General features: G+C 67.0%; 20 protein-coding genes. 6 read left to right on the top strand and 14 right to left on the bottom strand.

Annotated features, from left to right (window positions below; translation table 11 throughout):
• Positions 1 to 9 precede the first annotated feature (9 nt).
• From rpmF to rsmD, 5 genes are all read right to left on the bottom strand, one after another.
• Entirely contained in the window at positions 10 to 192 is a 183-nt protein-coding gene (rpmF, locus tag IEW02_RS10435; protein ID WP_188544716.1) for a 50S ribosomal protein L32, read from the bottom strand.
• A gap of 53 nt (positions 193 to 245) precedes the next feature.
• Positions 246 to 770: a YceD family protein gene (locus tag IEW02_RS10430; protein WP_229746007.1), complete on the bottom strand. Its 525-nt coding sequence runs from the start codon at positions 768 to 770 to the stop codon at positions 246 to 248.
• 121 nt (positions 771 to 891) lie between these two features.
• Positions 892 to 1,665 (bottom strand): DivIVA domain-containing protein, encoded by a 774-nt coding sequence (locus tag IEW02_RS10425; protein ID WP_188544715.1) that lies wholly within the window; start codon positions 1,663 to 1,665, stop codon positions 892 to 894.
• Positions 1,666 to 1,742: 77 nt separating this feature from the next.
• Complete coding sequence (gene coaD / locus IEW02_RS10420) at positions 1,743 to 2,225, bottom strand: pantetheine-phosphate adenylyltransferase (RefSeq protein ID WP_188544714.1); 483 nt, start codon at positions 2,223 to 2,225, stop codon at positions 1,743 to 1,745.
• A complete protein-coding gene (gene rsmD / locus IEW02_RS10415) occupies positions 2,222 to 2,785 on the bottom strand; it encodes a 16S rRNA (guanine(966)-N(2))-methyltransferase RsmD (RefSeq protein WP_188544713.1) in 564 nt (187 codons plus the stop codon). Before rsmD ends, coaD begins: the two co-directional genes overlap by 4 nt.
• Positions 2,786 to 2,856: 71 nt before the next feature.
• Here rsmD and IEW02_RS10410 point away from each other — a divergent pair, with 71 nt between their 5' ends.
• Together IEW02_RS10410 and IEW02_RS10405 are read left to right on the top strand one after the other, a co-directional pair.
• Positions 2,857 to 6,126: an ATP-binding protein gene (locus IEW02_RS10410; RefSeq protein ID WP_188544712.1), complete on the top strand. Its 3,270-nt coding sequence runs from the start codon at positions 2,857 to 2,859 to the stop codon at positions 6,124 to 6,126.
• A 98-nt stretch (positions 6,127 to 6,224) separates the two neighbouring features.
• Positions 6,225 to 7,604, top strand: coding sequence for an FAD-binding oxidoreductase (locus IEW02_RS10405; RefSeq protein ID WP_188544711.1), 1,380 nt, complete (start codon positions 6,225 to 6,227; stop codon positions 7,602 to 7,604).
• A gap of 82 nt (positions 7,605 to 7,686) precedes the next feature.
• Here the strand turns inward: IEW02_RS10405 and IEW02_RS10400 are convergent, their stop codons facing one another.
• Both IEW02_RS10400 and recG read right to left on the bottom strand, forming a co-directional pair.
• A complete protein-coding gene (locus IEW02_RS10400) occupies positions 7,687 to 11,094 on the bottom strand; it encodes a pyruvate carboxylase (protein ID WP_188544710.1) in 3,408 nt (1,135 codons plus the stop codon).
• Positions 11,095 to 11,158: 64 nt separating this feature from the next.
• Positions 11,159 to 13,426 (bottom strand): ATP-dependent DNA helicase RecG, encoded by a 2,268-nt coding sequence (recG, locus tag IEW02_RS10395; protein WP_188544709.1) that lies wholly within the window; start codon positions 13,424 to 13,426, stop codon positions 11,159 to 11,161.
• A gap of 176 nt (positions 13,427 to 13,602) precedes the next feature.
• Here recG and rpmB point away from each other — a divergent pair, with 176 nt between their 5' ends.
• A complete protein-coding gene (gene rpmB, locus IEW02_RS10390; RefSeq protein ID WP_188544708.1) occupies positions 13,603 to 13,794 on the top strand; it encodes a 50S ribosomal protein L28 in 192 nt (63 codons plus the stop codon).
• A 77-nt stretch (positions 13,795 to 13,871) separates the two neighbouring features.
• Positions 13,872 to 14,651, top strand: coding sequence for an enoyl-CoA hydratase/isomerase family protein (locus IEW02_RS10385; protein ID WP_188544707.1), 780 nt, complete (start codon positions 13,872 to 13,874; stop codon positions 14,649 to 14,651).
• Positions 14,652 to 14,663: 12 nt separating this feature from the next.
• Here the strand turns inward: IEW02_RS10385 and IEW02_RS10380 are convergent, their stop codons facing one another.
• The 4 genes from IEW02_RS10380 to IEW02_RS10365 are packed head-to-tail and all read right to left on the bottom strand — an operon-like array spanning position 14,664 to position 17,379.
• Positions 14,664 to 15,344, bottom strand: a complete 681-nt coding sequence (locus IEW02_RS10380; protein ID WP_188544706.1) for a uracil-DNA glycosylase — start codon at positions 15,342 to 15,344, stop codon at positions 14,664 to 14,666.
• Positions 15,341 to 15,865 carry a gamma carbonic anhydrase family protein gene (locus IEW02_RS10375; protein ID WP_188544705.1) on the bottom strand — a complete coding sequence of 175 codons (525 nt, stop codon included), beginning with the start codon at positions 15,863 to 15,865 and terminating at the stop codon, positions 15,341 to 15,343. Before IEW02_RS10375 ends, IEW02_RS10380 begins: the two co-directional genes overlap by 4 nt.
• A 24-nt stretch (positions 15,866 to 15,889) precedes the next feature.
• Complete coding sequence (locus IEW02_RS10370) at positions 15,890 to 16,387, bottom strand: GNAT family N-acetyltransferase (RefSeq protein ID WP_229745930.1); 498 nt, start codon at positions 16,385 to 16,387, stop codon at positions 15,890 to 15,892.
• Positions 16,372 to 17,379, bottom strand: coding sequence for a thiamine-phosphate kinase (locus IEW02_RS10365; RefSeq protein WP_229745929.1), 1,008 nt, complete (start codon positions 17,377 to 17,379; stop codon positions 16,372 to 16,374). Before IEW02_RS10365 ends, IEW02_RS10370 begins: the two co-directional genes overlap by 16 nt.
• A gap of 107 nt (positions 17,380 to 17,486) precedes the next feature.
• On the opposite strand from IEW02_RS10365, the gene IEW02_RS10360 reads away from it, so the two are divergent.
• Together IEW02_RS10360 and IEW02_RS10355 are read left to right on the top strand one after the other, a co-directional pair.
• Positions 17,487 to 17,729, top strand: a complete 243-nt coding sequence (locus tag IEW02_RS10360; RefSeq protein ID WP_188545277.1) for an Lrp/AsnC ligand binding domain-containing protein — start codon at positions 17,487 to 17,489, stop codon at positions 17,727 to 17,729.
• A 53-nt stretch (positions 17,730 to 17,782) separates the two neighbouring features.
• Positions 17,783 to 18,307, top strand: a complete 525-nt coding sequence (locus IEW02_RS10355) for a DUF3515 domain-containing protein (RefSeq protein ID WP_188545276.1) — start codon at positions 17,783 to 17,785, stop codon at positions 18,305 to 18,307.
• Position 18,308: 1 nt separating this feature from the next.
• On the opposite strand, the gene IEW02_RS10350 is transcribed toward IEW02_RS10355, so the two are convergent.
• From IEW02_RS10350 to IEW02_RS10340, 3 genes are all read right to left on the bottom strand, one after another.
• Positions 18,309 to 19,412 (bottom strand): D-alanine--D-alanine ligase family protein, encoded by a 1,104-nt coding sequence (locus IEW02_RS10350; protein ID WP_188544703.1) that lies wholly within the window; start codon positions 19,410 to 19,412, stop codon positions 18,309 to 18,311.
• Positions 19,413 to 19,475: 63 nt separating this feature from the next.
• The gene (locus IEW02_RS10345; protein ID WP_229745928.1) at positions 19,476 to 20,498 is read right to left on the bottom strand and encodes a cystathionine gamma-lyase; all 1,023 of its coding nucleotides are present in this window, start codon (positions 20,496 to 20,498) and stop codon (positions 19,476 to 19,478) included.
• Positions 20,499 to 20,563: 65 nt separating this feature from the next.
• Positions 20,564 to 21,562 carry an NAD(P)H-dependent glycerol-3-phosphate dehydrogenase gene (locus IEW02_RS10340; protein WP_188544701.1) on the bottom strand — a complete coding sequence of 333 codons (999 nt, stop codon included), beginning with the start codon at positions 21,560 to 21,562 and terminating at the stop codon, positions 20,564 to 20,566.
• Between the last annotated feature and the right edge of the window lie 90 nt (positions 21,563 to 21,652).

The following is a 21,652-nucleotide window of genomic DNA, read 5'->3' as shown; positions in this document are numbered from 1 at the left end:
ATGGCCGAATCAGACGGCTGCTTGGACCTGACGACCCTTGTAGGTGCCGCAGGACGGGCACACCGTGTGCGGGAGAGTCTGCTCGCCGCAACCGCGGTTCGGGCAGGTGATCAGGGTGGGTGCAGTGGTTTTCCACTGGCTGCGTCGCGATCGGGTGTTGGACCGCGACATCTTGCGCTTCGGAACAGCCACTTCTATTACTCCTCGTACTCGTTCGTCTCACGACGCTTGTCAGTATGTGAAAGTTACTGCTGGTTCTCGGTGCCGAACTTCCCGGCGAGGCCTGCCCAGCGAGGGTCAAGTATCTCATGACCATGGCCAGGTTCGGCAATCGCCAGGCGGACGCCGCATTCCGAGCACAGGCCCTGGCAGTCCTCGGTGCACAGCGGTCGCAGCGGGAGGGTCAGCCCGGCGAGGTCGACCAGTAGCGGTTCGAGGTCGATCGCATCGTCCTCGACGCGGTACACGTCATCGGCGTCGGTGGTCTCGTCCGTGACGCTGTCCGGATACGCGAACAGCTCGGTGATGTTCAGGTCGACGTGCGATTCGAACGGCTCGAGGCAGCGCGAGCACTCCCCCGCCGTGACGGCCGAGACCGTGCCGGAGACCAGCACGCCCTCGGACACCGATTCGAGACGCAGGTCGAGGTCCAGATCTGCACCTTCGGGGATCGCAACGAGGTCGAGGCCGATACGCGACGGAGACGGAACCACGGTGTCGACGGTGATCATGGATCCGGGTCGACGACCCAGGCGCCGCGTGTCCAGCACGAGACCGGAATCGGTGCTCGTGTGGTTACGTTTCGTCTGGGGCGACACTGTGAATCCTTCTACTGATCGGTCTGGGCAACCACTCCACGGTACGGCACGCGGTGGTGTATGGGCAAAACGATCAGTTGAAGCGGCGACCCGTGCGGCCGGCGTCACCGAAATCGGTGCCGTAGTCCGGCACACCGGATCCTGTCCGCAGCTGCTGACGGCCTCTGCCGACCGATCGGATGGTCCCGGTGAGGAACTCCTCGAACTCGGCCAGCTTGGTGTCGACGTACAAATCGCATTCGCTTCGCAGGCGGTCGGATTCGGCGTGGGCCGAGTCGATGACCCGTGCCGACTCGGCGTGGGCGGCCTGCACCACCTCGGTATGCGATACGAGTCGGTCCTGCTCGGTCTGCCCCTCGGCGACAGCTCGCTCGTAGGTGGCCTTACCGGACGCCACCAGGCGCTCGGCCTCGGCGCGCGCTCGACCGGTCGTGACTTCGTACTCGCGCTCCGCATCGGCGATCGTCGCTTCGGCGCTCGCGGTCGCATCGGCGACGAGTTGATCGGCGTGGGCGGTGGCCTCGGCGACCATGCGGTCGGCGTGCGATTTGGCGTCCGCCAGTAAGCGGTCTGCCTCCTCGCGCGAATTCTCGATGGTCGCGGTGGCCTCGTTGTTGGCCGTCGTCACGGTCTTCTCGGCGGTCAGTCGTGCATCGCCGACCAGTTTGTCGCGATGATCGAGCACGTCCTGCGCGTCGTCGAGTTCGCCGGGGATCGCGTCGCGAACGTCGTCGAGAAGCTCCAGAACATCACCGCGAGGGACGACGCAGCCCGCCGTCATCGGCACACCACGTGCCTCTTCGACAATTGCTACGAGCTCGTCGAGAGCCTCGAATACCCGGTACACGTGCCTGTTACCCCACTAGGTTGTCGCAAACGGAAAGATATGCGTGACCAGTGTGCCCCGACGGGCGGCCAAAACCGTTACTGCAGTTCGGCGAGTCGCGCCAGCAACCGGCTGTGCACCGATGCCGGCACCATGTCCGACACGTCTCCGCCGTACTTCGCGACTTCCTTCACCAACGAGCTCGACAGGTACCCGACGGTCGGGTCGGCTGCGACGAACAGGGTGTCCACTGCAGTCAGCTTGCGGTTCATCTGTGCCATCTGCAGCTCGTAGTCGAAGTCGGCAGCACTACGCAGACCCTTGACGATGGCGCCGATGCCCTCCTGCGCAGCGAAGTCGACGAGCAAGCCCTGCCACGACGCGATGCGCACCTTGTCCAGATGTGCCGTGGCCTCGGTCATCATCTCGATGCGCTCGTCGATCGTGAAGAGCCCCTTCTTGTTCGGGTTCACCACCACCGTCACGACAACTTCGTCGAATTGCTCGGCGACGCGGGTGATCACGTCGAGGTGGCCGTTGTGGATGGGATCGAAGGATCCGGGGCAGAGGGCGCCGCTCATGGCGCGAACTCTACCGACGCGATCTCGATACGCGCCTCGCCGTACTTCTTGTCCTTCTCCGGTCGTAGACCGTCGGGCCACCGCGTGAGCGGTGACCGGGAGGATCGCTCGACGACCACCAGCGCGTCGTCGGACAGCCACTGTCCGTCCATCAGACTTGCGAGTACGCCGGCTACGGCATCGTCGGACGTCGAGTACGGCGGATCCGCCATGACGAGGTCGTACCGCCGATCCGGAGTTCCGGCCAGCACCGCCGCCACAGGTGCCGTGCGTGCGAGTGCTCCGGGAAGCGCGACGGTGGCGATGTTGCGCGCGAGGACACCGGAGGCGCGCGCGTCGGATTCGACCGACAACAGGTGCCCGGCGCCTCGGGAGAGAGCTTCGAGGCCCAGCGCGCCGGACCCCGCGTAGAGGTCGAGTACCGCAGCGCCGTCGAAATCCATGCGCGCTTCCAACGCGCTGAACAGCGCTTCGCGAACTCGGTCCGACGTCGGCCGAGTTCCGCTCGCCGGTACGGCGAGTCGCCTTCCACCCGCAATTCCGGCAACGATTCTGGTCACGGCGTCAGAATGTCACGAGTCGCCCGATTCGCGCTGACAGCAGGGGATGTGGCCGATATCATTCGCCCGTCATGAGCAATCCGTCCGTGAACATTCGCGTGTTCGGCGCGCTGCGCGTCGAGGTGGACGGGACAGCCGTGGGCGTCGGTGCTCGCACACAACGTGTCGTGCTCATGCGTCTGCTGATCGCGCGGCGTCGGGTGGTCAGCACGGACCTGCTCATCGAAGATCTGTGGGCGAACGACCCACCGCCGCGCGCACTCGCGTCGCTGCAGGTGTACGTGTCGAATCTGCGGCGAGTCCTCGAACCAGCGCGACCCTCCCGGAGCCCGGCCGCCGTGGTCGTCAGCGCGCCGCCCGGTTACCTTCTCGACCTGCCCGACGACGCAGTCGACGTGTGGGATTTCGAACGCCGGGTGATCGACAACCGTCCCGCCGACGCGCTGAAGCTCTGGACGGACCTGCCCTACCGGGAAGTGGCCGACGCACCGTGGATCGCCGGCGAACTGGACCGCCTTGCCGACCTTCGTCGCACCGCAACGGAACGCGAGGCCGCGGTGCTTCTCGCCCGCGGTTCGCACGGTTCGGCCATCGCGGTTCTCGAGCCCAACGTGCGGGAATCACTGGGACGCGAGGAGTCCGTGCGACTGCTGGCGCTGGCGCTGTACCGGTCCGGCCGGCAGACCGACGCACTCGCGGTGCTGCGACGCTGCCGGGTTCACCTTGCCGAAGACCTCGGACTGGACGTCGGCCCCGCGTTGCAGTCTCTGGAATCGGACATTCTCTCGCACAACGACATCGGGGTCGCCGACGTCGCCGTGACACCATCGCCCGATCCCGTCGCGCACCCCGAGCCCAGCGCTCGGCGGGACGAGCGGTCCACCGGCCTGCCCCGAACCAACGGCCGCCCGCGGGAACTCGCCCGTTCGATGGACCTTGCGTTGTGCGTCTTGGGCGGCGGCATGTCGGTCAACTGGATCCGAGGGGAAGCCGGCGAGGGCAAGACCACATTGGCACGGTTGCTCGCTCACGCCCTCTCCGAGAGATCGTGGCGTGTCGGGTGGGGCCGGTGTCCCGAGATCGACGGTGCGCCGCCCGGGTGGGCGTGGCGCGAGATTCTGGCCGCCCTCGACGACACCGCGCCGATGGACGACGCGACACGCATGCGCCTGTCACCCATCATGTCGGACGACCTACCGAATTCGGTTCCTGTGCAATCATTCTCGATCGCACGTGCGGTTGCCGACTATCTATCGGCCATCAGCCGGTCCACCCCTTTGCTGGTCGTACTCGACGACGTCCACCGGGCCGACACCACCACGATGTCGATCGTGCGGTACCTGGCCGCCACCGACCTCGGAACGGGCGCGGTACATCTGGTCGCAACCTACCGCGCTTCGGAGACCACCGACGACCTGCGGGCCGCGTGGGCGACCCTGCACGACACCCGCTCTGCCCAGATCGAACTGGCCGGACTCGATCGCCCGCACCTCGTCACACTCGCCGCCGAGCACGGTCTGTCTCGCCCCACGTCGGTGCAGGTGGACTTGCTGGCCCAGCGCACAGGCGGCAACCCCCTGTTCGTGCGCGAACTGGCACGGCTGATGGCCTCCGAGGGCAGGTCGTCGGGACGCGGGGAGGTGCCGACGGGGATCGCGGACGTCCTGCGGCGCAGACTTTCTCGCCTCCCCGAGCGCACCCTCACCGTCCTGCGCATGGCGTCGATCCTCGGTCGGGCCGTCGACGTCGACACCCTGCGTGACGCGCTCGACATCGGCGACGACGACCTGCTCGACGCCGTCGAACCCGCGGTACTGGCCGGCCTGCTCGTCGAAACCGACCGCGATACAGTGCGTTTCGCGCACGTTCTCGTCCTCGACACCCTGTACGCAGACCTCCCCCGGCTGCGGCGCACCCGCATGCACGCGAGGGTGTTCGCCGTCCTGTCCGCGCGACGACCGGACGACATGGCCGCCTTGGCGCGGCACGCGGCCGAGGGGGCCACCGGCCACACCGCAGCGAAGCTCGTACCCACCATCGTCGCGGCCGCGCGTCGAGCAGAGTCTCTGGGCTCGCACCGAGACGCGTTGGAGCTGTGGCACTCCGCTCTCGCCACGTCCGAGATGTCCGGGGAGTTGGATCGGCGTGGACGACTCGACCTTCTCGTGGCGCTGGTGCCGTCCCTGGCACGAGCGGCGGATACCGAGAACGCGCGTGCTCGAAGGAACGAGGCCATCGAGATCGCGACGTCCCTGGGTGAGACCGGACCGCTCGTCGCCGCTCTGTCGTCGTGGCAGGCTCCGGTCATCTGGCACATCCGAGGCATGACGGCCGATCGTGTGGTTCTCGACCCGCTGGAACGTCTGCTTGCCGATTCGAACACGGACGATCACACCCGCGCTGCCCTCATGGCGACCGCGGTGTTCGAGATCGAGGGGCTCGATTCCGCGCAGGCGAGTACCTACGCCGAGTCTGCCGTGCGCATTGCGGACAGTCTCGCCGATCCGATGCTGACACGCGTCGCGTTGAACGCCTTCGGGTACGTCGCCTTCGGGCCGGATCACGACGACGGTCGCCGGCCACGAGCGCACCAACTGCTCGCTGTCGCAACGGAACACGGTATGGCGGAGTATCAGGCGCTGGCGCACTTCCAGCTGTATCTGGCCGCTATGTCGGCGGCGGATCTGACCGGTGCTCGCCGGCATCTCTCGGACAGCCTGCGGTGCGCGAGCGGTGCGGCGCTGACCCAGTTGCTCGGGGTGTTGGCGCTGTTCGACGCCGTGGTCGACTTGATCGCCGGACGGTTCGACTCGGGCCGAACCAGGTACGACGCCGTTGCCGATTACCTCGATGCCGAGGGAACCTCACACGGGACCGAGATCCGTGAGTTGGGTCGCATGTCCGTCGCGATTGCGACCGACACGCTGGACACGCTCGTGACGGACCTGGAGCGACTCGATCACGACATGCCCGTGTACCTGCGACCCGCGTGGGTCCTCGGTCTGATCCGCGCCGGAGATCTGGACCGGGCGCGCGAGCTCTGGGCCGACGATCGACCCGCACCGCGGGATTACTACTGGCGTGCCATGACCGTCCTACGTGCCACCGCCGCCGCGTCGTTGCGCGACCTGGAGGTCTGTCGCTCCTGCTATGACGAGTTGCTTCCGTTCGCCGGGACCTTTGCCGGCGTGGACAGCGGGTCGCTGTTCTGTGGACCCGTCGACACTGCACTCGCCGCGGTGGCGTCGGCCTTGGGACGAGAGGACGACGCGGACGGACACCGGCGCGGAGCCGCAGATCTGCTCGCCCGAACCGAGGCCGCGCTCGCGGCTTGGTCCTGACGACAGGCGCCACTCCAAGTCGAGGCCAAGCGGACCTCAAAACGTTCGTGGTCCTCTTCTGGCACACCGAGAACCGAGACGAGAAGGAACCCACCGCGATGACCATGCTCGACGAGACCTCTCCCCGCACTGCAGTGACGCACCAGCTGGACACCGCCACCACCGGCGCCGTCTGGACTCCACTCGATCCCCAATACCGCGACGAGCTCACCGGATTCAACCTCAGTGCCGTGCACGCGGCCGCTGCGGTTGTCGTCGCCGCGGACACTGCGGACGTCGCTGCCGCCGTTCGTGTCGCGGCCGAGCACGGCCTTCGCGTTGCGGTGAGCTGCACCGGACACAGTGCAGCTTCCACCGAATCCGACACGGTCGTCGTCTCGACCAGGCTGCTCGACACCCTCGTCATCGATCCCGTGGCACGAACGGCCACGGTCGGATCCGGCGTGCGATGGCAACCGGTGCTCGATGCCGCCGCACCGCACGGCCTGGCGGCGCTAGCGGGCTCCTCGACCACGGTCGGGGTCGTCGGCTACACCCTCGGCGGCGGCCTGAGTCCGGTCGGGCGCACCTTCGGCTACGCGGCCGATCACGTGCGCAGTCTGACACTCGTCACCGGCGATGGCACCGTTCTGAACGTGAGTCCCACCGAGAACGCGGAACTGTTCTGGGCGGTGCGGGGCGGCGGAGCGGCGTTCGGCATCGTGACCGAGATCGTGATCGATCTGTTCCCGGTCGCCACGATCGTCGGCGGCGGACTCTTCTTCGACGCGGCCGACGCACCGTCGGTCCTGCGGGCGTGGCGCGACTGGACCGCGACCGTACCGGACAACGTGTCGACTTCAGTTGCTGTGCTACATCTTCCGCCCGTGCCCGAACTTCCCGAACCGTTGCGCGGCCGCACGGTGCTGCACCTGCGGGTGGCATACGTCGGGGACATCGAGACGGGCCTGGCCACGGTCGAACCGCTGCGCAGGCTCGCGGTGCCGATCCTCGATTCGGTGGGCGAGATTCCGTTCCAGGCCCTTGCCTCCATACACATGGATCCGACGAATCCCATGCCCGGCATCGATCGTGGGATGACGCTCGAAGACCTCACCGACGACGCGCTCGATCTCTTCCTGGATGTACTGGACATGCCGCTGGCCGTTGCCGAGATCCGGCTCATGGGCGGCGCATTGAGCCGACGTCCGCACCATCCCAACGCTGTCGGGATTCGGTCCGCGTCATTTCATGTGATGGCCGTCGGCGTTCTCGTTCCGCCGATCGCCGAGGCCGTACTTCCGTCGATCGACCGTCTGCTGCAGCAGCTGTCACCGTGGAGTCGGGGCACGGCATACGTGAACATGGGCGGTTCCCCGACCGGAGCAGCTGCCGACCGAGTGCGCGCGGCCTGGGACGAGAACACCTACGCCGCACTGGAACGCATCCGAGTCGAGGTCGACCCGTCGAACCGCTTCTCCGCTGCGGCACGCTGGTAGGTCCTCCCCGCGCAAAATCCGACCGGCCTCCCCGCCCGAACTCGACCGGCCTCCGGCCTACCCGCCCGCACCACCGGCCCGTCTAGGACGGGTCGGTGGTGTCTCCGACGCTGATGACGGCGATGAGGTCGCCGCCCTCGACCTGCGCGATGCCAGTGATGGCGAGGCGGCTGATCCGCCCACTACGGGGTGCGGTGATCGCCGCTTCCATCTTCATCGCCTCGATCGTCGCGACGGTGTCACCCGCAGCAACCGAATCACCCTCCGCAGCAACCAGTGTCACCACACCGGCGAACGGCGCCGCCAGATGCGACGGGTCCGACCGGTCCGCCTTCTCCGACGCCGGTGCGTCCGCCGAGATGGAACGATCACGCACCGACACCGGCCGCAGTTGCCCGTTCAGGATGCACATCACCGTCCGCATCGCCGCCTCGTCCGGCTCGGAGATCGCTTCGAGCCCGATGAGCAACTCCACACCCTTCTCGAGCTGCACCCGATGCTCCTCGCCTTGGCGCAGACCGTAGAAGAACTGGTTCGCCGACAGCGACGAGGTGTCTCCGTACTTCTCCCGATGCTCGGCGAGTTCTTTCGCCGGACCGGGGAACAGCAACCGGTTCAGCGTCTGCTGACGGCCCTCACCACCGGTGTCGAGCGCCTTCTCGTCCTCACCGGACAACGGTGTCTCCCCCCGGCCCTCCCCGCGGCCGGCGAGCGCCTTCTCGCGGAACGGTTCCGGCCACCCACCCGCCGGGGTACCGAGGTCCCCGCGCAGGAACCCGATCACCGAATCGGGGATGTCGAACTTGCCGGGATCGGCAGCGAAATCCTCGACCGACACTTCCGCGCCGACGAGGTGCAACGCCAGATCGCCGACCACCTTCGAGGACGGGGTGACCTTGATCAACCGGCCCAGCAACCGGTCGGCGTCGGCGTACGCCTTCTCCACCAACTCGAACCGGTCCCCCAACCCCAACGCGATGGCCTGCTGGCGCAGGTTCGAGAGCTGCCCACCGGGAATTTCGTGCGTGTACACCCGACCCGTGGGCGAGGGAAGCCCACTCTCGAAGGGCGAGTACACCTTTCGCAGCGCCTCCCAGTACGGCTCGAGGTCGCACACGGCCTGCAGACTCAGCCCCGTGTCGCGCTCGGTGTGCGCCGCCGCCGCGACGATCGCCGAGAGCGCCGGCTGAGACGTGGTGCCCGCCATCGGCGAGGACGCACCGTCGACGGCGTCCGCGCCCGCCGTCCACGCCGCCAGGTACGTCGCCAACTGCCCACCCGGGGTGTCGTGGGTGTGCACGTGCACCGGCAGATCGAAGTTCTTGCGCAGCGCGGTCACCAACGTCGTCGCCGCCGGGGCGCGCAGCAACCCGGCCATGTCCTTGATCGCCAACACGTGTGCCCCGGCGTCGACGATCTGCTCCGCCAGCTTCAGGTAGTAGTCCAGGGTGTAGAGGTTCTCCCCCGGGTTCGACAGGTCACCGGTGTAACTCATCGCTACTTCCGCGATGGTGGTGCCGGTCTCGCGCACCGCGTCGATGGCCGGACGCATCTGATCGATGTTGTTCAGCGCGTCGAAGATCCGGAAAATGTCCACCCCGGTGGATGCAGCCTCGGCGACGAACGCCGTCGTCACCTTCTCCGGGTACGGGGTGTAGCCGACCGTGTTGCGCCCGCGCAGGAGCATCTGCAGACAGATGTTCGGTACCGCCTCGCGAAGCGCCGCGAGCCGCTCCCACGGGTCCTCGTGCAGGAACCGCAGCGCCACATCGTATGTCGCACCGCCCCACGCCTCGATGGAGAACAACTCCGGCGTCAGCCGCGCCACGTGCGGCGCCACCCCCAACAACCCGGTCGTGCGCACCCGGGTCGCCAACAGGGACTGATGCGCGTCACGGAACGTCGTGTCCGTCACCGCAAGAGCCTTCTGCTCCCGCAACGCGCGCGCAAAACCATCAGGCCCCAGCTCGAGCAAGCGCTGCTTGCTCCCCGGCGGCGGCGCAATGCTCAGGTCGAGCTCGGGCAGCTTGTCCTTCGGATACACCGTCGACGGGCGCTCCCCGTTCGGCTTGTTCACCGTGATGTCCGCGAGGTAGGACAAGATCTTGGTGCCGCGGTCTCCCGAGGACCGAGCCGTCAGCAGCTCTGGCCGCTCTTCGATGAACGATGTCGTCACCCGACCGGCACGGAAGTCCGGGTCGTCGAGCAGACCTTGCAGGAAGCCGATGTTCGTCGACACACCGCGAATGCGGAACTCCGCCAACGATCGCTGCGCCCTCGCGACCGCCGCCTCGAACGTACGGCCGCGGCAGGTGAGCTTGACGAGCATCGAGTCGAAGTACGCCGAGACCTCCGCCCCGGTGGTGGTGCCGCCGTCCAGACGCACACCGGCGCCGCCCGGGGTGCGGTAGGCAGTGATGCGCCCGGTGTCCGGGCGGAACCCGTTCGCCGGGTCCTCGGTGGTGATGCGGCACTGCAGCGCCGCACCGCGAATCTTGATGTCCTCCTGCCGAAGTCCCAGATCCTCGAGCGACTCACCCGAGGCGATCCGCAACTGCGACTGCACCAGATCGATGTCGGTGATCTCCTCGGTGACCGTGTGCTCGACCTGGATCCGCGGGTTCATCTCGATGAACACGTGGTTGCCGCTCTTGTCGACCAGGAACTCCACCGTCCCGGCGCAGGAGTAGTCGATCTCCTTCGCGAACGCGACCGCATCCGCGCAGATCTTCTCCCGCAGAGCCGGATCGAGGTTCGGCGCCGGCGCCAACTCCACCACCTTCTGGTGGCGGCGCTGCACACTGCAGTCCCGCTCGAACAGGTGAATGACGTTGCCGGAGGTATCGGCGAGAATCTGCACCTCGATGTGCCGCGGCTCGATCACCGCCTGCTCGAGGAACACCGTCGCATCGCCGAACGCCGACTCCGCCTCGCGCGCAGCCGCTTCGATAGCCTCACGCAGATCCGAGATCTCCGCCACCCGGCGCATCCCGCGCCCCCCGCCGCCCGCGACGGCCTTGACGAACACCGGGAAGGTCATGCCCTCGGCCGCCGTCATCAGCTCGTCCACATCCGACGACGGCTCCGACGACGACAGCACCGGCAGCCCCGCCGCTTTCGCCGCTGCAATGGCGCGGGCCTTGTTACCCGTCAGCTCCAGCACGTCCGCGGACGGTCCGACGAAGGTGATACCCGCCTGCGCGCACGCCGCCGCAAGATCTGGGTTCTCCGACAAGAAGCCGTAACCGGGATAGATCGCATCCGCACCCGCACGCACCGCCGCGTCGACGATCGTCTCCACCGACAGGTAGTTACGCACCGGATGACCGGGCTCGCCGATCTCGTACGCCTCGTCGGCTTTGGTCCGATGCACCGAGTTGCGGTCCTCGAACGGGAACACCGCCACCGTCCCCGCACCCAGTTCGTACGCAGCTCGGAAAGCTCTGATTGCGATCTCGCCACGGTTGGCGACCAACACCTTGGAAAACATCGGTCAAAGGTACCTGGCGGCACGGCATTTGCGGGAGAGACTCAACACTTGTTGGGATCGCGCACTAACTTTTGTCGAGGAAATCCAGGCGGTCGACGTCGATGGCCGCGTTCTTCATGCCGGCGAGCCCCGGATGCGAGTGCAGGTGCGGATCAACCTCGATGACCGCACGCGCGAAGGTCTGGGCCTCCGCGATCACGTCCAGATGGTCGAGCAACGACAGCAGCTTCAAATTCCGCACGCTGCCGGACTGCGCGGCGCCGAGCACGTCACCCTCGCGCCTCGTCCGCAGATCGAGCAGCGCCAACTCGAACCCGTCGTTGGTTCCGGCAACCGCGTTCAACCTCGCCATCGTCGGCGACGCCTCCGCGAGTTGGCTCACGAGAATGCACAGACCTTGGTGTCCACCACGGCCGATGCGACCCCGCAACTGATGCAGTTGGCTGACTCCGAACCGTTCGGCGTCGGAAATCACCATGACCGTGGCGTTGGGCACGTCGACACCCACTTCGACGACGGTGGTGCAGACGAGCACGTCGATGTCGCCGTTCGTGAAGTCCTGCATCACCCCGTCCTTCTCGTCGGACGGCAACCGTCCGTGCAGAAGGCCGACCGTCAGATGCGCGAGCGCGCCCTCACCGAGCGCCTTGAACATGTCCAGAGCGGACGTGGCGGGCGGCGGGCCTTCCTTCTTCGGTTTGCCCTCCTGGATCCGTTTCTCCTCTTCGGCCGCTTCCTTCTCCGGATCGCCGATACGCGAGCAGACGACATACGCCTGCCGCCCCTGCTGCACTTCCTCCGAGATCCGCGCCCAGGCACGAGCAACCCACGCGGGCTTGTCCTTGATCGACACCACGTTGGTCTTGATCGGCGATCGCCCGCGAGGCAACTCGCGCAGGGTCGACGTCTCGAGATCACCGAGGGTGGTCATCGCGATGGTGCGCGGAATCGGAGTGGCGGTCATCACCAGGAGGTGGGGGCTGATTCCCTCTTGCGCCTTGGCTCGCAACGCGTCTCGTTGCTCCACACCGAAGCGATGCTGTTCGTCGACGACCACCATGCCGAGGTCGAAGAACTCCACGTGATCCTGGATGAGCGCGTGCGTCCCGATCACGATGCCCGCCTCACCCGTGACCGCCGCGAGCAAGGTCTTGCGCTTGGCAGCTGTCGTGAGCGACCCGGTGAGCAGTTCGATGCGCGTCGCGGAGTCGTCGCCGCCCAACTCCCCCGCCGACGCCAGCGGACCCAGCAGCATCTTCAGCGATCGATAGTGCTGCGCGGCAAGCACTTCGGTGGGCGCAAGCAGCGCACACTGGTAGCCCGCATCCACGACCTGGAGCATCGCCCGCAGCGCCACGATGGTCTTGCCCGATCCCACTTCGCCCTGCAGCAGACGGCTCATCGGATGCGGCTGCGTGAGATCGACCTCGATGTCGCCGGCTACTTCCTTCTGCCCGGCCGTCAGCTCGAACGGCAACATGCGTTCGAATCGCGCCGCGATGCCGTCCGACGCGGGTGTGCACGGGTGCGCGGCCCGCGCCTTCATCTCGTGCCGACGATCAGCGAGGACCAGCTGCAACGCGACGGCTTCGTCGAACCGCAGCCGCTCCCGCGCCTGATCGATCTCGGCTTTCGTCGTCGGGAAGTGAATGGTACGTAGGGCGTCGTCGAGATCCATCAAGCCGCGTTCGGCTCGCAACGTCTCCGGCAACGGATCCTCGACGAGGTCGAGTTGGTCGATCACCTGTCGGACGCACCGCAGGAAGGTCCAACTCTCGACCTCCTTGGTTGCCGCGTACATCGGCAGGAACGGCAACTCGAACATCGTCATGTCCACCGCGCCGGACTGGTCCTTCGCGCCGCGCGCGATCCCCGCGAGGTCTCCGCCGCCGCGACCGGACGTCTCGACGGCGTTGTCGTCGGTCTCGTCCACCAGTAGATAGCTCGGGTGACTCAGCGACCACGACCTGCCGAACGTCTTCACCGTTCCGGAGAACATCACCTTCACACCCGGCTGCAGGTTGTACTTGACCTTGTGGCCGTTGAAGAAGGTGGCCGACACGGTCTGACCGGCGCACGAGAGCGCAACCTTGAGCATGTGGCCACGACGGTTCCGCATCGGCGCCAGGTCCGCCTTCGTGATGGTGCCGATGACCGTGATGTGCTCACCGTCGGCCGGGTCGGACTGACCCAGCTCCTGCCCTTGACTGACGTACCGGAACGGGTAGTGACGAAGCAGGTCTTCTACCGTCTCCATGGAGAACGCGTCGAAAAGCGGCTCCGAGGCCTTGCGGCCGAGCAGGTGATCGAGCCGATCGGTGAGTGTTGCCACACCGACAGCATTCCCCGGGCCGCCGACAACGACCCGGGGTGCACCGGTTTGGTCATTCGAGGTGCGGCCCGTTATCCTTGCAGGGTTGCCCATCGCGGCGTGCGGTCACCTGTGCGCTGTCGGGCAGAAGTAACACGTACTCGATCCGCCCCTCGAAAACCAAGGAGTTCGCGACTATGGCTGCCGTCTGCGACCTATGCGCCAAGGGACCCGGCTTCGGTAAGTCGGTTTCGCACTCGCACCGCCGTACCAACCGTCGCTGGAACCCCAACATCCAGACCGTTCGCGCGCAGGTTGCGCCGGGCAACACCCGCCGGCTCAATGTGTGCACGTCGTGCCTCAAGGCCGGCAAGGTGGTCCGGGGCTGACGTTCCGCGCATCTGCTAGACCAACGAAACCCCGCCACCTCACGGTGGCGGGGTTTCGTGTCGTTTATGGTGCGTGAATGACTGCATCCGAACAGCCGCTCGTCTCCGTCGCCGATGGCGTTCTGCGAATTGCCGTGTCCACGGCGGCCGCGGGCACATCGCTGAACTTCGAGGCCGTCTCTGCGGGAACCGACGCGGTGAAGAACTCCGGATCCGAGGTCGGCGCGGTGCTGCTGGTGGGGACCGGTGCCAACTTCTGTGCCGGCGGCAACGTGATGGCCTTTGCCGCCGCCGAGGACCGGACGACATACGTTCGCGACGCCGCCGACACCCTCCACGAGTTCGTCGCCGCCCTCGAGTCGGTCGGCGTGCCCGTCGTCGCCGGGGTGCACGGATGGGCCGCCGGAGCGGGGATGAGTCTGGTCTGCCACGCGGACATCGCTATCGGCAGCCGCTCCACCAAGTTCCGGCCCGCTTACCCCGCGCTGGGTTTCACCCCGGACGGAGGCATGTCGTGGGCCCTGCCACGCATCGTCGGTCCGCGCCGCGCACGAGACATCCTGCTCTCGGACACCGTTCTCGGTGGCGAAGAGGCACATCGGCTGGGGCTGCTCACTCGCCTGGTCGGTGACGACGTGGTGGTCTCCGAGGCCGAACGCGTTGCTCGTTCACTGGCTGCCGGACCCGCGGAGACCATCGGCGCAACCAAACGCCTGCTGGCGCAGTCGGATACCAACTCGCTGGCCGAGCAGCTCGAAGCCGAAGCCGTGTCGATTTCGACGCTCGCCGGATCGCCGACGGGCCGCGAGGGTGTCGACGCGTTCGTGGAGAAGCGCCGGCCGGACTTTCCGCGCTGATCGATCGACCGCCTAGGGCAACCGCCACTCCACCGGCTCGTCGCCGAGCTCGTCGAGCAACCCGTTGACCGCACTGAAGGGGCGGGAGCCGAAGAAGCCGCGCGACGCCGACAGTGGCGAGGGGTGCGCCGATTCCACCGTCGGCACGTCTCCGAGCATCGGTTTGAGGGTCGAGGCGTCCTTCCCCCACAGCACCGCGACGAGACCGCGACCCTCGCGATTCACCAACGCTTCGATCGCGCACTCCGTGACCGCTTCCCATCCCTTGCGCCGATGCGACGCGGGCTGACCGGGGGTCACCGTCAGCACTCTGTTCAGCAGGAGCACGCCCTGATCGGCCCAGGGCGTGAGGTCGCCCGACGTCGGGGTCGGATAGCCGAGATCGGCGGAGTACTCGGTGAAGATGTTCGCGAGACTGCGCGGCACGGGGCGCGTCTCCGGCGACACCGAGAAACTCAGTCCGACAGCGTGTCCCGGCGTCGGATACGGGTCTTGTCCGACGATCAGCACACGCACCTCGTCGAAGGGCCGAGTGAAGGCGCGCAGCACGTTCGCGCCGGCGGGAAGGTACCCGCGTCCCGACGCATTCTCTTCCCGCAGGAAATCACCCATCTCGGCGATCTTTGCGGCGACGGGCTCGAGCGCGGTGGCCCAACCGGTTTCGATGATGTCGGGCAGCGGCTTGGCGGTCATTCCGCGACCTTCCTCAGTGCGTCGCGGTAGTACGCGGCGTTGGCGGCGTACATCTTCACGTTGAGCTCGACGTGACCCTCGGGCACCTCGTAGCCTTCGCGCACACGAGCCGGTACCCCGAGTGCCATTCGCCGCGCCGGCACCTGGAACTTGAACGGAACGACGGCTCCGGCGCCGACGATGGACCCGGCGCCGATCACGGCGCCGTTCAGCACCACCGAACCGGACGCGATCAGGCAGTCGTCGCCGATGTCCGCGCCCTCGACGTGGGCGTTGTGCCCGATCACGCAGCCGGCGCCGATGGTGGTGGGATCGATGGGGGTGCAGTGCACCACCGTCCCGTCCTGAATGTTGGTATTCGCCCCGACCGTGATGGTGCCGTAGTCGCCGCGAAGTACCGCACCCGGCCAGATCGACACTCCCGCAGCGAGAGTCACGGCGCCGATCACCACGGCATCGGGGTGGACGTAGGCGCTCGGGTCGATGTCGGGTTCCCGGTCACCCAGTGCGTAGACAGTCATGCAACTCACCCTGTCATCCGTTCGTCACGGACTCGCGCTCAGGTCCTTCACCATGCAGACCGACGATTCCTCGTGTCGGTAGTGCCCGAACTTCGGGACCATCGGGTCGAAACCGTTCGATGCGTAGAGAGCAAGCGCTTCCGGTTGCGCCGTGCCGGTCTCGAGGATGAGGCGTCGGCGGCCTGCGCGCGCCGCGGACTCCTCGATGGCGCCCAGTACGCGCCGTGCGATCCCCCGCCGTTGCGCGGTAGGACGTACGTACATCCGCTTGATCTCGGCGTCTCCGGCCAGGATGCCGTCGCGGTCGTTCTCGTGTGCGCGCCAACCACCCATGCCGACGGCACGTCCGTCGATTCGGGCGACGAACATGACACCGGCGGGCGGAACGAACTCGCCGACGAACAGTGGCGTGTCGTCCGGACCTCCGTACCGCCGTACGTATTCCTGCTGCACCTCCTCGATCATCTCGAGGACGTCCGGATCGTCGAGGCGGCAGGTGGTCACGGTCAGAAGCTCGTCCACCCGGGCGTTCCTTCCACCGGCCGACCCTCGACGGTCACCGACCCGCCGCCGCCGGTGACGCGTCCGATGCGGCGCCATCCGTCGGGCAGCGTCGCGGTCGACGGGAACGTCCCGACGAGTGCGTGATCCTCACCGCCCGTCAGAATCCACTGCAGGGCGTCCAATCCGAGACTCTCTGCAGCAGAATTCAGTTCGTCGGACGGGGTGAGCACTTCGGAATCCAGGTCCACATCGACCCCTGAGGCCTCCGCGATATGCGTCAGATCGGCCACCAACCCGTCGGAGATGTCCGCCATGGACGTTGCTCCGGCAATCGCCGCTGCAGGACCGGATTCGTAGTGCGGCTGTGGAACCCGGTGCGAGAGGATCAGTTCCGGGAAGCGGACGTCACCGGCTTCCAGTAATGCCAGTCCCGCCGCCGATCGGCCCGAGTCGCCACGCAATGCCACGACGTCGCCCGGCCGAGCGCCGGATCTGAGCACAGGGCGCCGACCTTCGAGATCCCCGAGCGCGGTGATCGAGATCACCAGCTGGGTCGATCCGACCACGTCGCCCCCGACGACCGCGGCACCCGCACGCACTGCTTCCTCCCACATGCCCTCGTTCAACTCGTCGACCACGCTCACCGAGAGAGACGACGGGCAGCCGAGAGCGACCAGAAATCCGGTGCACCGTGCACCCATGGCGGCGATGTCGGCACCGTTCTGAGCGATGGCCTTGCGGCCGATGTCACGTGGTGACGACCAGTCGAGCCGAAAATGCTTGTCCTGCATCAGCATGTCCGTCGTCGCCACGACGCGCCCGTCGGGTGCAGCGACCACCGCGGCATCGTCACCCGGACCGAGCAGGGTGCTCGGTGGGTGAACGCGACCGCGCACGCTGCGGTCGATGAGGGCGAACTCACCGATGTCGGCGACGGTGACCGACGGATCGAGTGCGTCGATGGCAGGCTCCTTCTTCGGATGGACAACGCAGTGGGTCCAGCGTCTCACTGCGCGGAGAGCCCGATGTCTCTGCGGTAGGTTCGGGCTCTGGCATTAACACTGCTGTGGCACGAATATTGTTCTGGCACGAAGAATTCAGTGGGAAGGGGCGCACCATGGTGCAGGCGTACATCTTGATTCAGACCGAGGTCGGCCGTGCCTCTCTCGTCGCGCAGCAGATCTCGGCCCTCGACGGGGTGGTGTCGGCCGAGGACGTCATCGGACCCTACGACGTCGTGGTGCGGTGCTCCGGGGATTCCGACGCCGCACTCGCCGACGCCGTCGCGGCGATCCAGAAGGTCGACGGCATCACCCGCACCCTCACCTGCCAGCTGGCCGGGACCCCGGTCCGACCGTGAGCTCACCCGACGAACCCGTCGCCGAGGAGACGCAGGTCCATCCGCGAACGGGCATGCATCCCGCGCTCCTCGCGACGGCGATCGCGCTTCCTGTCGCCCTGGTGGTGGGTGTGATCGTCGCCGCGGTGATCGCCACCCGCACGCCCGTCCGTGAGCCTGTTGTCGTGGGGGCGGTTCCCGCACCGCAATCCGAATCCGCGCAGTGCGGCAGGTTGCTCGGCGCCCTTCCGGAGTCCTACGGCGACTACTCCAAAGCCGCGCTCGCCGAGCCTGCGCCCGCCGGCGCAGCGGCGTGGCAGTCGGACGCTGCGGATCCGATCGTCCTGCGGTGCGGCCTCGATCGTCCGACCGAATTCGATCAGGCGTCGCCGCTGAACGTCGTCGACGACGTCCAGTGGTTCCAGGTTTCGGGCGCCGACCAAGGCCTGCAGTCGTCCACGTGGTACGCCGTCGACCGCGAGGTCTACGTGGCGGTGACCATTCCCGACAACTCCGGACCCACACCGCTGCAATCGATTTCGGATGCGGTGACCGCGACGCTGCCCGAGACTCCGATCGACCCGAATCCGATCAACTGATTCAGCGCAGGCCGGTGCCGCGCGCCAGTGCCGTCTCCACCAGAGTCGAGACCAACGCGGCGTAGTCCACACCAGTCGCTTCCCACATACGCGGGTACATCGAGATCGAGGTGAACCCGGGCATCGTGTTGATCTCGTTGATGACAGGCCCGTCGTCGGTGACGAAGAAATCGATGCGCGCCAGCCCCTGACAGTCCACCGCGCGGAAGGCGCGGACCGCGAGGTCGCGCAGTTCGTCGCTCACGGCGTCGTCGAGCTTCGCGGGGATGTCGAACCCGACGACGTCGTCGAGGTACTTGCTGTCGAAGTCGTAGAACGCACCTGAGTCGTCGTCGGCGCCGATCATCCGGATCTCGGCCACCACACTCGCGCGGACGTCCCCGTTCGGGAACTCGAGCACACCGCACTCGACTTCCCGCCCCACGATGCCTGCCTCGACGATGACCTTCGGGTCGTGTTCGCGTGCCGCCGCAATGGCCGCGGGCAGCTCGTCCCAGGAGGTGATGCGTGTGATGCCGATCGACGACCCGCCGCGGGCAGGTTTGACGAACGCCGGCAGCCCGAGCCGCTCGCGATCGGACCGAGACACGGTGTCCGTGCCGGCCCGGAGCACGACCTGAGTTCCGATCGGGAGACCGTCGGCCGCGAGGAGCTTCTTCGTGAACTCCTTGTCCATGGACGCGGCGCTCGCCAGCACCCCGGGTCCTACGTACGGAATTCCGGCCACCTCGAGCATGCCCTGGATGGTCCCGTCCTCGCCGAACGCGCCGTGAAGCACCGGAAACACCACGTCCACGGTCGAGAGCAGCTGGACCGCGGCACCGTCGTCGACCACGGAGATCGATCCTGCTCGCTCCGGATCCACGCTCAACGCGATCGGCGACGACGACTGCACCGACGGCAGAGTTCGATCGCGGATGGTGAGCTCCGCGGGATCCGACGTGCCGACGACCCACGTGCCCCCTCGGGTGATGCCCACGGGAACGACGTCGTACTTGTTCGGGTCGAGGTAACGCATCACACTGCCGGCGGACACGCAGGACACGGAATGTTCGTTGCTGCGACCACCGAACACGACGGCCACCTTGATGCGCCTGCTGTTCACGGGAGAACCGTACCGGCGCAACGGGCCGAGCGCAGACTCGCCCCGTCGGCTGCAACCGACCTGTCAGTTCAGTGCGCGCTCGATGTCGGCCACCAGATCGACCGTGTCCTCGATCCCACACGAGAGCCTGACGAAGCCGTCGGGAACGGGATCTCCCCAGCGCTGCCGCCGGTCCGCCGTGGTGTGAATGCCCCCGAAACTGGTTGCTGCGGAGATCAACTCGCTCTTCTTCACGAATTCGTGCACAGCGCGGGCTGATCCGAGGTCGAAGGAGACCAGGCCGCCGAATCGTCGCATCTGGGCGGACGCGACGGCGAAGGATGGGTCCGCCGGCAGCCCCGGGTATCGCACACCCGAGACGGTGGACGTGCCGGACAACGATTCGGCCACGGCGAGAGCGTTCTCACACTGGCGGCCGAAGCGCAGTCCCGCAGTCCCTAGGCTCCGATGCGCAAGCCACGTCTCGAACGGTCCGAGAACCGACCCGGAGAGCAGCCGTTCGCGTGCGAACGCGGTGTGCAGGTCGGCGTCGTTCGTTCCGATGTACCCGGCGAGCAGATCACTGTGCCCGCTCAACGCTTTGGTCCCGCTGGCCACGACCACGTCGGCGCCGAGCGCGACGGGGTTCTGTCCGAGCGGAGTCGCCGTCGTGTTGTCGACCACCAACAGACCCGTCGTCGCCGCCGCGACAGCGGCGAGGTCCACGGTGTCGAGAGTGGGATTGGACGGAGTTTCCGCTATCACCACCGCAGCACCGACGGCCGCGTCCACCATCTCGTGGACGGACGCCTCACGAATCTCGATTCCCCAGCGCGCCAGCCGTTCTCGTGCGTAGAGCCGGACCTGGTAGTACCCGTCGGACGGCACCACCAGGACGTCGCCCGCCGACAGAACGGATCGCAGGACGACGGTGATGGCCGACATTCCCGACCCCGTCACGAGGGCGTGGGACACACCCTCGAGCTCTGCCAATGCCGATTCGAGGCCGGTCCACCCGGGGTTGGACGCGCGGGCGTAGGTGTGCGGCTCGGAGCCCTCGTCCTCGCTGAGGTGATACGGCGCAGCGAGGACGGGCCCCATCTGCATGGGTGTTCCCGGAACAGCCTCTGCCGCAACGGCCGCTACCGTTCTGGTGGAATCTCCCGGGCCGCTCACTCCGATTTGTGCCGACGGCCGAGCAGACTCTGGACCGCGTCCGGAACCGACAGACCCTCGTGACACACACGGTGCACCGCGTCGGTCAACGGCATCTCGACGTCGTAACTCTCCGCGAGCGCCCGGATGGACGTGCAGGACTTCACCCCTTCCGCCACCTGCCCGTTCGCCGCCTCCTGAGCGCTCTCGAGCGAACCACCCGAGCCGAGTCGCTCGCCGAAGGAACGGTTGCGCGAGAGCGGGGACGAACACGTTGCCACGAGGTCACCCACCCCGGCCAGACCGGCGAGTGTCGAGGGGCTGGCTCCGAGCGCGACACCCAGTCGGGTGATCTCCGCGAGTCCACGGGTGATGATGCTGGCCACCGAGTTCTCCCCGAAACCCACCCCCGCGGCCATTCCACAGGCGAGGGCGATCACGTTCTTGCAGGCTCCGCCGATCTCGCACCCGATAACATCGGAGTTCGTGTAAGGGCGGAAATAGCTTGTTGCACAGGCTTTCTGAAGCTCGATCGCCCGATTGGAATCGGGGCAGGCGATGACGGTTGCCGTGGGCTGTTCGGCCGCGATCTCCTTCGCCAGGTTCGGCCCGGACAGGGTGCCGACCCGAGACGGGTTCGCTCCGGTGACCTGGCAGATCACCTGGCTCATCCGCATCAGCGTTCCGGTCTCGATCCCCTTGGCCAAGGACAGCAGGGTCGCATCGGGACCGATGAGCTCGGTCCACTCTCCGAGGTTCTGGCGCAATGCCTGCGACGGCACCGCCAGCACCACGACCCGGGCGCCGTCGAGTGCCTCCGCAGCGTCGGTGCTCGCGCGCACGGACGACGGAAGCGTCGTCCCGGGGAGGTAGTCGACGTTCTCGTGATCGGAGTCGATGGACTTGGCGACCGACTCGCGGCGTGCCCACATGGTGACGTCGGACCCTGCGTCCGCCAACACTTTCGCGTAGGCGGTTCCCCACGAACCGGAACCGAGTACTGCTGCCTTCACCATCGCGCACCCCTCGATTTCTGCTGCATGCGCGCCACCCTAATCCGCGGCGAGGCATCCCGGATGCAGTCCGCGGATATGGCGCGGCGTCGT

The organism is Rhodococcoides trifolii (assembly GCF_014635345.1).
Lineage (GTDB): Bacteria > Actinomycetota > Actinomycetes > Mycobacteriales > Mycobacteriaceae > Rhodococcoides > Rhodococcoides trifolii.
The sequence above is the reverse complement of the archived record's forward strand: the minus strand, read 5'-3'. Positions and strand labels throughout refer to the sequence as shown.

Excerpts from the sequence above, each read along its gene's own strand:
- coaD (WP_188544714.1), bottom strand. The coding sequence starts at position 2,225 with ATGAGCGGCGCCCTCTGCCCCGGATCCTTCGATCCCATCCACAACGGC.
- IEW02_RS10410 (WP_188544712.1), top strand. The coding sequence starts at position 2,857 with ATGAGCAATCCGTCCGTGAACATTCGCGTGTTCGGCGCGCTGCGCGTC.
- IEW02_RS10405 (WP_188544711.1), top strand. The coding sequence starts at position 6,225 with ATGACCATGCTCGACGAGACCTCTCCCCGCACTGCAGTGACGCACCAG.
- IEW02_RS10400 (WP_188544710.1), bottom strand. The coding sequence starts at position 11,094 with ATGTTTTCCAAGGTGTTGGTCGCCAACCGTGGCGAGATCGCAATCAGA.
- rpmB (WP_188544708.1), top strand. The coding sequence starts at position 13,603 with ATGGCTGCCGTCTGCGACCTATGCGCCAAGGGACCCGGCTTCGGTAAG.
- IEW02_RS10385 (WP_188544707.1), top strand. The coding sequence starts at position 13,872 with ATGACTGCATCCGAACAGCCGCTCGTCTCCGTCGCCGATGGCGTTCTG.
- IEW02_RS10380 (WP_188544706.1), bottom strand. The coding sequence starts at position 15,344 with ATGACCGCCAAGCCGCTGCCCGACATCATCGAAACCGGTTGGGCCACC.
- IEW02_RS10375 (WP_188544705.1), bottom strand. The coding sequence starts at position 15,865 with ATGACTGTCTACGCACTGGGTGACCGGGAACCCGACATCGACCCGAGC.
- IEW02_RS10360 (WP_188545277.1), top strand. The coding sequence starts at position 17,487 with ATGGTGCAGGCGTACATCTTGATTCAGACCGAGGTCGGCCGTGCCTCT.
- IEW02_RS10355 (WP_188545276.1), top strand. The coding sequence starts at position 17,783 with ATGCATCCCGCGCTCCTCGCGACGGCGATCGCGCTTCCTGTCGCCCTG.
- IEW02_RS10345 (WP_229745928.1), bottom strand. The coding sequence starts at position 20,498 with ATGCAGATGGGGCCCGTCCTCGCTGCGCCGTATCACCTCAGCGAGGAC.
- IEW02_RS10340 (WP_188544701.1), bottom strand. The coding sequence starts at position 21,562 with ATGGTGAAGGCAGCAGTACTCGGTTCCGGTTCGTGGGGAACCGCCTAC.